General features: G+C 54.4%; 12 protein-coding genes. 9 read left to right on the top strand and 3 right to left on the bottom strand.

Translation table 11 applies throughout. The features are described 5' to 3' along the window. On the bottom strand, window positions 1-526 hold a 526-nt coding region (locus tag AWT75_RS19245), incomplete at its 3' end, for a LysR family transcriptional regulator (protein ID WP_153013390.1). 98 nt (window positions 527-624) lie between these two features. Between AWT75_RS19245 and AWT75_RS19250 the strand changes: the two genes are divergently transcribed. Both AWT75_RS19250 and AWT75_RS19255 read left to right on the top strand, forming a co-directional pair. Next, window positions 625-1,080 (top strand): multidrug/biocide efflux PACE transporter, encoded by a 456-nt coding sequence (locus AWT75_RS19250; protein ID WP_062791256.1) that lies wholly within the window; start codon window positions 625-627, stop codon window positions 1,078-1,080. A 15-nt stretch (window positions 1,081-1,095) separates the two neighbouring features. Further along, window positions 1,096-1,431 carry a DMT family transporter gene (locus AWT75_RS19255; protein ID WP_062791258.1) on the top strand — a complete coding sequence of 112 codons (336 nt, stop codon included), beginning with the start codon at window positions 1,096-1,098 and terminating at the stop codon, window positions 1,429-1,431. 52 nt (window positions 1,432-1,483) lie between these two features. Here AWT75_RS19255 and AWT75_RS19260 read toward each other — a convergent pair whose 3' ends face one another. Beyond that, window positions 1,484-2,755 carry a diguanylate cyclase gene (locus AWT75_RS19260; RefSeq protein WP_062791260.1) on the bottom strand — a complete coding sequence of 424 codons (1,272 nt, stop codon included), beginning with the start codon at window positions 2,753-2,755 and terminating at the stop codon, window positions 1,484-1,486. Between the two features lie 175 nt (window positions 2,756-2,930). On the opposite strand from AWT75_RS19260, the gene AWT75_RS19265 reads away from it, so the two are divergent. The 7 genes from AWT75_RS19265 to AWT75_RS21445 all read left to right on the top strand — a co-directional run bounded on the left by AWT75_RS19265 (window position 2,931) and on the right by AWT75_RS21445 (window position 12,005). After that, window positions 2,931-5,747, top strand: coding sequence for a valine--tRNA ligase (locus tag AWT75_RS19265; protein WP_062791262.1), 2,817 nt, complete (start codon window positions 2,931-2,933; stop codon window positions 5,745-5,747). A gap of 94 nt (window positions 5,748-5,841) precedes the next feature. Beyond that, a complete protein-coding gene (locus tag AWT75_RS21435; protein ID WP_153013391.1) occupies window positions 5,842-6,168 on the top strand; it encodes a hypothetical protein in 327 nt (108 codons plus the stop codon). Further along, window positions 6,165-6,554 carry a type 2 periplasmic-binding domain-containing protein gene (locus AWT75_RS19275; RefSeq protein ID WP_062791266.1) on the top strand — a complete coding sequence of 130 codons (390 nt, stop codon included), beginning with the start codon at window positions 6,165-6,167 and terminating at the stop codon, window positions 6,552-6,554. Before AWT75_RS21435 ends, AWT75_RS19275 begins: the two co-directional genes overlap by 4 nt. A 480-nt stretch (window positions 6,555-7,034) precedes the next feature. Next, window positions 7,035-8,984, top strand: coding sequence for a methyl-accepting chemotaxis protein (locus AWT75_RS19280; RefSeq protein WP_062791268.1), 1,950 nt, complete (start codon window positions 7,035-7,037; stop codon window positions 8,982-8,984). Between the two features lie 227 nt (window positions 8,985-9,211). Beyond that, window positions 9,212-9,502, top strand: a complete 291-nt coding sequence (locus tag AWT75_RS19285) for a nucleotidyltransferase family protein (protein ID WP_062791270.1) — start codon at window positions 9,212-9,214, stop codon at window positions 9,500-9,502. A gap of 354 nt (window positions 9,503-9,856) precedes the next feature. After that, window positions 9,857-10,615 carry a hypothetical protein gene (locus AWT75_RS21440; protein ID WP_153013392.1) on the top strand — a complete coding sequence of 253 codons (759 nt, stop codon included), beginning with the start codon at window positions 9,857-9,859 and terminating at the stop codon, window positions 10,613-10,615. Between the two features lie 58 nt (window positions 10,616-10,673). Next, window positions 10,674-12,005 (top strand): hypothetical protein, encoded by a 1,332-nt coding sequence (locus tag AWT75_RS21445; RefSeq protein ID WP_153013393.1) that lies wholly within the window; start codon window positions 10,674-10,676, stop codon window positions 12,003-12,005. 755 nt (window positions 12,006-12,760) lie between these two features. On the opposite strand, the gene AWT75_RS21760 is transcribed toward AWT75_RS21445, so the two are convergent. Next, window positions 12,761-12,968: hypothetical protein (locus AWT75_RS21760; protein WP_161937783.1), on the bottom strand; the 208-nt coding region annotated here is incomplete at its 5' end.

Genomic DNA, 12,968 nt, shown 5'->3' on the forward strand with positions numbered 1-12,968 from the left:
CTGCTGAGCATACAGGCTGCTCTGGCTGGCATCCGGGCATGGGGTAGCAGCCGATATCCGCCGGATAGCGCGCCAGCCCGGAGACAAAACCCAGCTGGGCACGGCCACTTTCCACCAGGTCTATCACGTCCTCTTTTTCGGCTACCAGCGTTTCCAGCTCCAGTGCCGGGAATTGCTGCTCGAACAGCCGCAGCATCTGTTCCAGAGATTCGGACTGAAAGGTATCGGACAGCACGATGGTGAGCCGCGGCTCCAGCCCGCCTGCCAACAGCCCGGCCACCCGGCTCAGCGCATCGCCCGCCTCCAGCAACTGGCGGGCATGGCTGAGCAATTGCTGCCCGGCCGGGGTGAGCACCGGCTGTCTGCCACTGCGCTCGAACAGGCTGACGCCCAGGTCGATTTCCAGGTTGGCAATCGCCTCGCTGATGGTGGACTGACTCTTGCCCAGACGGCGCGCGGCAGCAGAAAACGAGCCCAGCTCGGCCGCGGCGCTGAAGGCGGCAATGGCATCTAGCGACCATGACATATCGGTTTCTCCGATGGATTTTATTTTTTAACTATCCGACAAACCAATCAGAATGTCACCCGAACCCACCTGACACCACTACGGGAAAGGACCGCACCATGTCTGCCAGCAACAACAAGCACATCGGTGAACGCATTCTGCATGCCGTGTTGTATGAAGTCTGCGCCATGGTGATGCTGGTGCCACTGGCCGCCCTGCTGACCGGCAGCGGCATGGGCCAGATGGGCGCGCTGGCGCTGATGATGTCCTGCGTGGCCATGTTGTTCAACATGCTGTTCAACGCCCTGTTCGAGCGAGCGGAACGACGTTGGGGCCTGCAGCGGACGGTGTGGGTACGCAGTGCCCATGCTGTGCTGTTTGAAGGCGGACTGGTGGTGATGCTGGTGCCGCTGGCCGCGTGGTGGCTGCAGGTTTCGCTATGGCAGGCCCTGCTGCTGGACCTGGGCTTTTTCGCCTTCTTCCTGCCTTACACCTATGTATTCAACCTGGCTTATGACCGGCTACGTCAGCGTGTCATGCAAGGCAGGCAAACTGTGGCAACACAAAGCAAATAACCAAGGGAGACCGACATGAACAAGGCCTGGATTTTCCTGAGCATTGCCATTCTGGCTGAAGTGGTGGCCACCTCATCGATGAAACTGACCGAAGGCTTTACCCGGCTTGGGCCTTCGCTGCTGACGGCCGCCGGTTATATGTTGTCGCTGTACATGCTGTCGCTGACCTTGCGCCATGTGCCGGTGGGGGTGGTGTACGCCATCTGGTCCGGCGTGGGCATCGTGCTGGTCTCTGTGGTGGCCTGGCAGCTGTACGGCCAGAAGCTGGACCTGCCCGCCATCATCGGCATGGCCATGATTATTGGCGGCGTGCTGGTGCTGAACCTGTTTTCTCGCTCTGCCGTTCATTAATAAACGCTGAGCACAAAGCTGCTGCGGCATTGCGCAGCAGCAGCCGGTCCGCTCAGGCTGGCGTAGCGGGCGACGCACCCTGCGGCATACCCACCATGCCACCACACACCTGATTACGCCCGCCATGCTTGGCCTGATACAGGAAGTTGTCCGCCTGTTTGAGCAGGCTGCCCAGATCGCCCTCCTCCATCGCAGCCATGCCGATACTGACGGTAAAGCGCAAATCCCCTTGCGGGGTGGTGATGGCCAGATTGCCCAGTGCGCGACGCAGCTTGTCCAGCTGCGCCAGCATCACCGCGGGGTCAACCTGCTGGGTGAGGATGACAAACTCCTCGCCGCCGAAGCGGGCAATGATGTCATCCGGAAAAAAGGACTCCAGCAAGCGCGCCGTCTGGCAGATCACCCGGTCGCCCATATCGTGTCCATAACTGTCGTTGATGCGCTTGAACAGGTCGATGTCCAGCACCGCCACGCCGATATTGTGGCGCAGCCCGCTGGCCTGTTCGAAAAAGTGTCGCCGGTTGGACAGGCCGGACAGGTGATCCTTGTTGGCGGACTGTTGCAGTGCCTGCAGGTTTTCCACGAACTCCACATTGCGCGTGACGCGACAGAAAAACTCTTCGTAATTGAAAGGCTTTTGCAGGTAGTCATCCGCCCCTGCCTTGATGAAACGGGCCGTCATGGTGGGGTCCTGACTGCCGGAAATGCCGATGATGGCCAGCCGGGTATGGTCCAGGAAACGGCGCACCGTGCTGGTCATGCGCACACCATCCATGCCCGGCATGTCGTGGTCGGTCAGAATCAGCCGGATATCGCTCTCGCGCCGCAACAGCGCCAGTGCCTGCTCGGCATCAGGGGCCTCGATCACCTGATACAGATGGCGCTCCAGCTGCATGCGCAAAAACTGGCGTACCGCCTGTGAATCGTCCACCACCAGCACCTTGATACCCGGGTTGACACGAATGCGCCGCAGCATCTTCATCACGTATTCAAAGGCGGACGGGCTTTCCTTGGGGATGTAATCCACCACCGGCATACACAGCACCCGCTCGCGCGTTTGCATGTCGTTGTGCGCGGTCAGCACCACGGTGGGAATGCGGTTTTCCAGCAGCAAGGGCAATACCTCGCCATTGGGGGCATCGGGCAGGCAGTAATCGGCCACCGCCGCCATGAAGCGCGGGTCCTCGGCCAGTGCCTGCCGCACCTCGGCCAGGCTGGTCACCGGCACGGCAGTGAAGCCCTGCTTGTTGACCAGACGGCACAACGGGCGGATCAGCATCAGGCTGTCCTCGATCACTAGAATCCGGGGTGCAACGCTAGTCATGGCGAATTGCTGTCCATCAAGAAAGTTGGCTTCATTATTGACGAAGCTGAACTTTATGTCAGTAACGGTTGGATTAAACCGACAAGCAGGCGTCAGCGTGCACTGGCTCGGAGAACACCGCAAAAAAGGGTATAATCGACCCATTTTTTCAGCATAAGACGCACCATTCACCACCATGGAACTTGCCAAGAGCTTTGAACCGGGCGATATCGAACGCCGCTGGTACCAACACTGGGAACAGGCCGGCTACTTCAAGCCGAGCATGGACACCACCAAGCCGTCCTTCGCCATCCAGCTGCCGCCGCCCAACGTTACCGGCACCCTGCACATGGGCCACGCCTTCAACCAGACCATCATGGATGGCCTGACGCGCTACTACCGCATGAAGGGTGACAACACGGTATGGATTCCCGGCACCGACCATGCCGGCATTGCCACCCAGATCGTGGTGGAACGCCAGCTGGCCGAACAAGGCATCAACCGCCACGACATGGGCCGCGAAGCGTTCACCGCCAAGGTGTGGGAATGGAAGGAAAAATCCGGCGGCACCATCACCAGCCAGATGCGCCGCGTAGGCTGCTCGGTGGACTGGAGCCGTGAATACTTCACCATGGACGACGTACGCGCCGAAGTGGTGACCGAAGTCTTCGTGCGCCTGTACGAACAAGGCCTGATCTACCGCGGCAAGCGCCTGTCCAACTGGGATGCCAAGCTGGGTACCGCCATCTCCGACCTCGAAGTGATTTCCGAGGAAGAAGACGGCCACATGTGGCACATCAAATACCCGGTAGTCGGTAGCGACGAATTTGTCACAGTTGCCACCACCCGCCCGGAAACCCTGCTGGGCGACGTGGCCGTGGCCATCAACCCGGAAGACGAACGCTATCAGCACCTGCTGGGCAAACAGCTGCAACTGCCGCTGACCGGCCGCACCATCCCGGTGATTGCCGACAGCTATGTGGACAAGGAATTCGGCACCGGCTTCGTCAAGATCACCCCGGCGCACGACTTCAACGACTACGAAGTGGGCAAGCGCCACAACACCCCGCTCATCAATGTGATGAGCCTGCAAGCCACCATCCTGCCCAAGGCGCAGATCTTCGGCTTTGACGGCAGCGCCCAGGGCAGCATCGAGCTGCCGGCAGCCTACGCCGGCCTGACCACCCAGGAAGCCCGCAAGGCCATGCTGGCCGACCTGCAAGCCCAGGGCCTGCTGCTGGACACCAAGCCGCACAAGCTGATGGTGCCGCGCGGCGACCGTACCGGCACCGTCATCGAACCCTTGCTGACCGACCAGTGGTTCGTGGCCATGAGCAAGGTGGGCGAAGGCGACGCTACCGGCCAGTCCATCGCCCAGAAGGCCATTGAAGCCGTGGAATCCGGCGAAGTGCGCTTCATCCCGGAAAACTGGGTCAATACCTACAACCAGTGGATGAAGAACATCCAGGACTGGTGTATCTCCCGTCAGCTGTGGTGGGGCCACCAGATTCCGGCCTGGTATGACGAAGACGGCAATATCGTGGTTGCCCGCAGTGAAGCCGAAGCCCAGGCCAAGGCACCGGGCAAGACCCTGCGCCGCGAACAGGACGTGCTGGATACCTGGTTCTCCTCCGCGCTGGTGCCCTTCTCCACCCTGGGCTGGCCGGAAGAAACGCCGGAACTGAACGCCTTTGTCACCTCCAATGTGCTGGTGACCGGTTATGAAATCATCTTCTTCTGGGTAGCCCGGATGATCATGATGACCAAGCACTTCACCGGCAAGGTGCCGTTCCGCGACGTGTACATCCACGGCATGGTGCGCGACCACGAAGGCAAGAAGATGTCCAAGTCCGAGGGCAATGTGATTGACCCGGTGGACCTGATTGACGGCATCGCGCTGGAACCGCTGGTGGAAAAACGCACCACCGGCCTGCGCCGCCCGGAAAAAGCCCCGGCCATTGCCAAGGCCACCGAAAAGCTGTTCCCGGAAGGCATTCCGGCCTATGGTACCGACGCCCTGCGTTTCACCATGGCCAGCTACGCCACCCTGGGCCGCAGCGTCAACTTCGACTTCAAGCGGGCAGAAGGCTACCGCAACTTCTGCAACAAGCTGTGGAACGCCACCCGCTTCGTGATGATGAACGTGGAAGGCAAGGACTGCGGTCAGGACGAAAGCCTGCCGCTGGAATTCAGCTTTGTTGACCAGTGGATCATCGGCCGTCTGCAACAGGCCGAAGCCGATGTCACCAATGCGCTGGAAACCTACCGCTTCGACCTGGCCGCCCAGGTGATTTACGAATTCATCTGGAACGAGTACTGCGACTGGTACGTGGAACTGGCCAAGGTACAGCTGCAAAACGGCAACGAAGCCCAGCAACGCGCCACCCGCCGCACCATCGTGCGCGTGCTGGAAGTGGCCCTGCGCCTGACCCACCCGCTGATGCCCTTCATCACCGAAGAGCTGTGGCAAACCGTCGCCCCGCTGGCCAATGCCAAGAAGACCGACTCCATCATGCTTGCGCAATGGCCGGTAGCCGTGCCGGAGAAAATCAATGCCGCGGCCAACGCGCGCATGGATGCTTTCAAGGACATGGTCAACGCCGTGCGCAACCTGCGTGGCGAAATGGGCATCGGCCCGGCTGTGAAGGCCCCGCTGTTCATTGAAACCAGCGATGCCTCGGTAGCGGATTTCATCCCTTACCTGAAGCTGCTGGCCCGCCTGACCGAGGGCAGCATTGTTGCCACTCTGCCGGCGGACGACGCCCCGGTGGCCATTTCCGGCAACGCCCGCCTGATGCTGAAGGTGGAAGTGGACAAGGCCGCCGAAACCGCCCGCCTCACCAAGGAACTGGGCAAGCTGGACGCGGAACTGGCCAAGCTGACCGCCAAGCTGGAAAAACCGGGCTATGTGGACAAGGCTCCGGCGCATCTGGTGGAGCGTGACAAGGCGCAACTGGCCGAGCTGAACGACAAGATGGACAAGGTGAAAGGTCAGCTGGCCAAGCTGGCCTGACCATCTGCTTTCAGCCAGAACCCCTGCTATGGTGATGTAGCAGGGGTTTTTTCATGCAATCAGAACAAGACTGGAGTCATACATGAGATGGGGTGTGAACGTTTCCTCGCCATTACCATTCTTGCTGCTCTCCAAGGCCACGCTGGCGCTGACCATTCTACTGCCGGACATCCCGCCGTTTTCCTACGAGGATACCGAAACAGGCAAACCGGCTGGCATTCTGCTCAACCAGGAAAAGAGAATCTTCCATTCCGCCCGGATTCCCGCCGACTTCAAGATCGTCCCCATTCCGCGCGCCATGTCGACGGTATTGCACAGCAAGGAATATTGCATGGGTGCACGCAGACAAAGCGATAAATATCTTTATCAATACGTTTGGTCCAAACCGATTGCAAAAATGAAATATCGATTTACGGCTTGAGTTACGCACACCAAAAGCTGGATAAACTGGAGGATATCCGTGAGCAAAGCCTTGCCGTCAGCAACGGAACGGTCGTGCAGGAAATCCTGGAGGAAAAGCATATCCGCCACACAGCAGTGAATGGATCATCCACCATGGTCAGCATGCTCAAGGAAGGGCGTGTTCAATTGATTGCCATCTCCAGAGCCGATTACATTGCCGCCATCAAGGCCAATAAAATCAGCAACACCGAACTTTACCGCTACTTTGATATTGGCGATCCCTATTTGAGAATCGCCTGCAATCGCAATATTGAATTCAGCACCATGCGCAGAATCAATCAGGCAATCAGTCAAATGCAACAAGCCGGCAGCTTGAAAAGCCTGGACGCCTTTGATCACCGATAAAACCGGCGTCCTTCATCCCCCCGGCCAGCACATTCCAGCACCCCCTCACCGCAAGCACACCCAGCACGGCTCAAGCTGCCGTCATCGCCCCGCTTCATGGCCAAGCCAGGGTAACCCGACGGCAACAATCGCCATCCAAAGCCAGCGTAAAGAGTACCGACGGCTGACATGCACTTGTCAGCACAAATTGAAACACTATTCCCGCCAATTACAAAATCAAACAGATTAGGCCGATTCCCTGCATTCTGCTGCAATATTTCCTATGCTGAATGGACAACATCATCAGGAGCCACGCAGCAAGACAATGATTAACCGTATCGTTTCATCCGGATCAATGTTTTACCTGCATCAGCACAGGACAATTACAGCAACAAATTTCATTCATCCAATAAAAAAAGCGTAATAAGAAAATCAACAAATAATCCAATCCCGCCATCTTCTGCAGGCCATCCATTCATCACGGTAATTAGCGAGAATGCCATGTTCCAGATCGTAGCCAAAGCCATGCGGCGGATGAGTTACCCAAGCCGGTTTGCCATCATCGCGGCGGTATTTGCCATTGCGCTGTCCTATCTGACTTATGGGCTGTATCGCAGCAATCAGGACAATGCCGACTTCTCCAGCAAGGAACTGATAGGCACGCAATACCTGAAACCAGCCATGGCCCTGCTGGCGCAAATCCAGCAGCAACGGGTATTGGCAGAAAAAGGACAGGCCCGCGCGGCCAATCTGGAACAGGCCTGGGGCGCGGTGAATGCCGTGCAAACCGGAATTGGCCCGCAACTGGGCGTGGAAACCAGCTGGAACAGCCTGAATGCCGCCTGGCAGACCGCCAGGACCAGCCCCTCCACCGACAATCTGGACAAGCTGACCGACGCGCTGAATGACCATATCGGCAAGGTGAGCGACCAATCCAACCTCACCCTGGACCCGGACATCGACACCTACTATCTGATGGACACCGTCACGGTGAAATGGCCCAACTGGCTGATACGCGCCACCCGCGCCAATGCCCTGCTGGAGCGCTCGGCCAGCCAGCCGCTTGGTGCCAAGGATCACGACACCGCCGTGGAGCTGCGCATCCTGCTGGATGATGCACTGTCCGGCATGCAGGACGACCTTGCCAAAGCCATCGCCTACAACCCCGGCCTGAAAGAAACGCTCGCCGGCAAGCAGGCACAGCATGTTGCCCAGGCCAAAACCAACGGCCTGCAGCTGGACAAGGCCATCAGCGGTAGCGCAGCAACTGCGGGCGGCCTGCAAGAGGGCACCATACAAAGCGCACTGGCACTGCAGCAAGTGACCCTGGATCAGCTTGAATCCCTGCTGCATGTACGGCTGGGACACATCCTGCTCCAGCGCAACATCTACATGGCCTGCGCCCTGTTCACCCTGCTGCTGTCGGCCTATCTGTTTGTCACGCTTTACATGTCCATCACCATGCAACTGGGTGGCGACCCCTTCTACGTGCAAAAAGTGGTGCAGCAGATTGCCAGCGGCAGACTGGATACCGAAATCAAATTGCGTGACGAAGCAACAGACAGCCTGCTGGCCGAGATACGCACCATGCGCAACAACTTGCACGAAACCGTCAGCAGCCTGATTGCCACCTCGCATCAGCTGGATGAAACAGCCAGCGAAGTTGCCAGCAGTGCCCGCCATGTCGCGCGCGGCAGCGAACAGCAACATGACGCCGCCTCGGACATGGCCGCCGCAGTGGAACAACTGAGCACCAGCCTGTCAGTGAGTGCCGACCGTTCGGCACAGGCAGACCAGCTGACCCGCCATGCAGTCAGCCAGTCGTTCACCGGGGTGGAAGTGATAGGCGATGCAGGCCACAGCATGAGCAGCATTGTGGCCTCCATCAATGAAGTGGCCGGCACCATCGACAAGCTCACCCGCCAGTCCGAGTCCATCGTCACCATTGTGGATGTGATTCACGAAGTGGCCGACCAGACCAATCTGCTGGCCCTGAATGCCGCCATTGAAGCCGCCCGCGCCGGCGAGGCCGGACGCGGCTTTGCCGTAGTCGCCGACGAAGTACGCAAACTGGCGGAACGCACCGCCCACTCCACCACCGAAATCACCACCATCGTGCAGGAAATTCAGGGCACCACCCAGCATGTGGCAGGGCACATGAGCAGCAGCCGTGGCACGGTGGAGCAAGGCCAAAGCAAGGCTGACCAGGCGCATCAGGTGATGGATGCCATCCGGGAGCAGATCAACCAGGCATGCGTGGCGGTGGCCGATATCCGCACCCGCCTGAGCGAGCAGAGCCAGACCAGCCAGGATATTGCGCGGAATGTGGAGCAAGTGGCGCGGATGTCGGAGGAAAACAGCCGGGTAGTGCAAAGCTCCAGCGAAACCGTAAACCGCCTGAAAACCCTGTCATCGCAGTTGACGCAGCTGGCGGGGAAGTTTTCGGTGTAGCGGGTTGGCGCAATGACAAGCCAGGCATGGCTTGCCTTGTCTAAACGGGAAAGCCCACCGGATGGTGGGCTTTTTTGTGGCAGCTATCGCCAACTGGCATGAAAGAAAGGCGGACAAGGTGCAGCAAGACCAAACGGATAGCTGCATGCACGTACTGGAAAATAGTCCTTGGAGTGCCATGGTTGATCGCTTAACATTTCAGCAGCTTTCTACCTGAAAGAATGCCCATGCGCCCCTCCCTTGTGCTGGAAATGCAGCGCGCAGCTGTCCGCGCTACGGTAGCCCGATTCCCCACCACCAATCCACGCGTATTCGGCTCGGTACTGCACGGCACCGACCACGAAGGCAGCGATATCGACCTGCTGGTAGATGCCTTGCCCGGTGCAACGCTGATCGATCTTGGCGGCCTGCAAGTCGAGCTGGAGACGCTGCTGGGTTTGCATGTCGACCTGCTGACCCCTGATGACCTGCCATTGAAATTCCGTGCCGAGGTGCTGGCAGAGGCACAGCCGGTATGAGTAGAAGGGGGAATGCGTTTTTGTTTGGAGTACCACTACTTCAAAATCAAACTCTAAGTTGTCTGGGGCACGATGCAAATGACCAAATCTGCATTGAAAGGACAATCACCAATTAACAAAGAGCAATGGTGTAGCCAGTTGCCACGCCCATCTTATGACATAACATTAAAATTTCAGTAAAATATGCCTAAGTTCTAATACATACCTAGATATCAAGCCTCTTCATTGGATTGAAATTTTTTCTGAACAGTTAAAAAACTACCACTCGTCAGGGCATACGATGAGAAATTAAAAATCCCTAAGAACTAGTCACATCAGCTCAATACAACAAAACACCATCAAAATGGAGTCAACATGTTTAATTGGTTAAAACAATCAAAATCTTCGATTGAAATTGCAGGTGGAATCATTGTCATTATTGGGGCAATATATGGCGGAACACAATATTTCAACCAATTACTTTCAGAGCAAGTCAGGCAAAGAAGCATAATAATGGACTTATCCGTAAGCAATGCAAACGGCAACTATGACGAAACTATATCCATATGGAAATCAATTAGCTCAAACATCAACAAGGAATATTTCAACACACCTGCAAAGCTTATGCTCTACGACATACTATTGTACGCAGTAGCCAATTCGCAGTACGCATATGAAAATAAAAATATACTATCTGACTTTCCATCAAGATACGATGTATCCATTCCAGAAACACCAATCCGGATACAAACATCAGGATGGATTGATTTGCTATCAGATGACTGCGAAGCAGCTAAAATTAAATTCTCAAAAGCTATACGACTATCCAAAATAAAAAATATAGAAACTATTGCAAGAGATGCGCAAAGAGGCAATTTTTACTGTGCATTAATGAATGGAAATCAAACTGATTTTGAAAATTATGAAGAACAGTTAAAAAGCAAATATTACTATAACCTCGATGGCCTTGCAGATGAGGTTTTTCAAACAAAAGGAACTAGTTTTTACGTTCAACTTGACAAACTATCAGATGGAGCATTTTCCAAAAATACAGATTCTTTCATAAACGGAGTTAAAAACAATCAAACAGTAACTCTGACAGAGCGAAACAGAAAATCAACCACAAGCAAATAGCTCACAAAGCGCAAGCAATATTTTTAAATTAACAGCAATAACTAATTTTGGAAAAACAATGATCTATCAAACCAATGATGTATTTGGCGTCAGAAGCAAATTAATTCTCTCATACATAGAGCGACAACATGTAGATCAGTCATTCAAAGAGGCGATTATAGAAGGAAATGAAGTTATTGTTTACGGCTCATCCAAACAAGGAAAAACATCCTTAATACTAAATAATATTTCAGAAGGAAATTATGTCAAAGTAGAATGTTCCCCACAAACAAACCCATCTGACATTTACAAATCTGTTCTAAGACAATTAAACATCCGCTTTACTGAAAGCGAAACAACAGAACTCCGCGAAGAACACGGGGGAAAAGTTTCAGCTGGATTTAAGGTAAAAATCCCATTCATGGGTGACACAAACGCGAGTGCCGAAATACAAGATAAAAATCAAAACGCAAAGATAATAAAAGAGATTCTTGTTGAATATAATTTAGAGCTAGCGCAAGATGTTTCAGAAATTCTCGGAAAAACTTTAAATGGAAGATACATTGTCATTGAAAACTTCCACTACTTAACACTAGAGGTTCAAGAAATCCTTTCATATGATCTTAGAGTATTCCAAGATCACGGAATTATTTTTATAATTCTTGGAATATGGAGAGAAGCCAATAGACTCGTTCAATTCAATGGAGATCTTTTAGATAGAATTACAGAAATACCTGTCGAGCCATGGCATTTAGAAGACTTCTTCAAAGTAATTGAAAAAGGAGAAAAGCTACTCAACGTAGATTTTTCAAAAATCAAAGACAAACTAATTAAATCTTCTTTTGATAGCATAGGAGTTGTTCAAGAAGTCTGCAAGCATTGCTGCTTAAGTGCTGGCATTGAATCAACAACCACCGGAGAGCCAACCGTAATTACTGAACAACACCTAGAACTTGCCATTCAAAAGAAAGCAAAAGAGTATGGAGTAAGGCACGTCAGAAACTTTGAATCATTTATTGACATCACAAGGAAAACAAGCAGCCAAAGTGGGAAATTATCATTAGCATTTCCATACTATTTAATAAAACTATTATTAACTATTGACTTAGATAGCATAGAGCAAGGACTCTTAAGATCAACCTTATTAGAAAAAATCAGAGAAATGCACCATCGAGCCGATGATGTACGATCTGGCGATCTTGGTGCATTCTTACACAATATAACGCAACATCAAATAAACAAAAAAATTCAACCTCCATTTGTTGACTATGATCGAGCAGGAAAAATACTTAAAGTAATTGACTCTTCGTTATATTTTTTCTTAAGACACTGCAACAGACAAGAAATTCTTTCAGACCTGCAAAATCCGTTCGACAACAATCAAGGTGATTTTCAATTTGATTTCGAATAATTTCTCGAGGTTACCTACAACGCGTCGAATTCATACCCCCTGCAATGCAGCCCAAAGCGCAGCTATACTCGGACCGTGCTATATTCGCCGTACTCAAATATTCAGCCGCTTAAAACCCTGCACTGCCCGTCTGCGTCGGCTCGCGCTGACGGAACTGGGCTAGCTCCGACAGATGTTCTTGATCAGATAGATAACCACCGCACCAACGCGCCCACCGGCCCCGTCAAGCATGCCGACGGGTGGCCGGGGCGAGGTTTTAAGCGCCTGCCCTGTCTGAGCGATTTGACGTTAGCAAATCGCGAGTTCAGGCGCGCCTCGCCCCGGGCGGGACCTGTCGGGCAGCCGAAGGCCATGCTTGTGGGGTGGCCTTTGGGGTTGGAAGGGGCCTTTGGCCAAGCAAAGGTCCCTTCCCCGCCGCCGCGCGGACGCGGCAACACAAAACATCATCCGCGCCAGCGGACTCAACTGCCTTACCTGCACCACTTGCCAGTGTTTTGACTGCCCTCTAATCTTGCCGCTTCCGGCCCTGCTGATTAGCCTCTTTGGATTGCGCACAAAAGCGCAACGGGTTTGGCGACCCTCAGTATCCGGACTAAAAGCCGCCTCCGTGCGGCTTCTTTTCTCGCGTTCGTTTTCTGGTTTTATGGCGGACCGAGTGGGGAGACCGTAAAGTCTGCCGGTACCGGATACCGGTTCGCCAACCCTGCTTTGGTCTGCCACCCTCGTTTGGCGACGAAGGTGGTTGTCGTATCACCTTATCCGGAGAGCAATCCATGTCCGCTAACACCAAAACCACCCTGCCCCCACCACCCCTCACCCTCCACTACCTCGGCAAACCCATCCGCCTCACCCTCCACCACACCCCACCCCTGCTCGCCATCGCCGACCTCGCCGCCGCCATCGGCCCACGCTGCACCGAACAACTCCGCCAGCAACTGCAAACACACGCACACCAGCCCGACG

This window comes from Aquitalea pelogenes (genome assembly GCF_001515305.1).
GTDB classification, from domain to species: Bacteria; Pseudomonadota; Gammaproteobacteria; order Burkholderiales; family Chromobacteriaceae; genus Aquitalea; species Aquitalea pelogenes.

Coding starts and splice junctions, on each gene's coding strand:
- AWT75_RS19250 (WP_062791256.1), top strand. CDS start 625: ATGTCTGCCAGCAACAACAAGCACATCGGTGAACGCATTCTGCATGCC.
- AWT75_RS19255 (WP_062791258.1), top strand. CDS start 1,096: ATGAACAAGGCCTGGATTTTCCTGAGCATTGCCATTCTGGCTGAAGTG.
- AWT75_RS19260 (WP_062791260.1), bottom strand. CDS start 2,755: ATGACTAGCGTTGCACCCCGGATTCTAGTGATCGAGGACAGCCTGATG.
- AWT75_RS19265 (WP_062791262.1), top strand. CDS start 2,931: ATGGAACTTGCCAAGAGCTTTGAACCGGGCGATATCGAACGCCGCTGG.
- AWT75_RS19280 (WP_062791268.1), top strand. CDS start 7,035: ATGTTCCAGATCGTAGCCAAAGCCATGCGGCGGATGAGTTACCCAAGC.
- AWT75_RS19285 (WP_062791270.1), top strand. CDS start 9,212: ATGCGCCCCTCCCTTGTGCTGGAAATGCAGCGCGCAGCTGTCCGCGCT.
- AWT75_RS21440 (WP_153013392.1), top strand. CDS start 9,857: ATGTTTAATTGGTTAAAACAATCAAAATCTTCGATTGAAATTGCAGGT.
- AWT75_RS21445 (WP_153013393.1), top strand. CDS start 10,674: ATGATCTATCAAACCAATGATGTATTTGGCGTCAGAAGCAAATTAATT.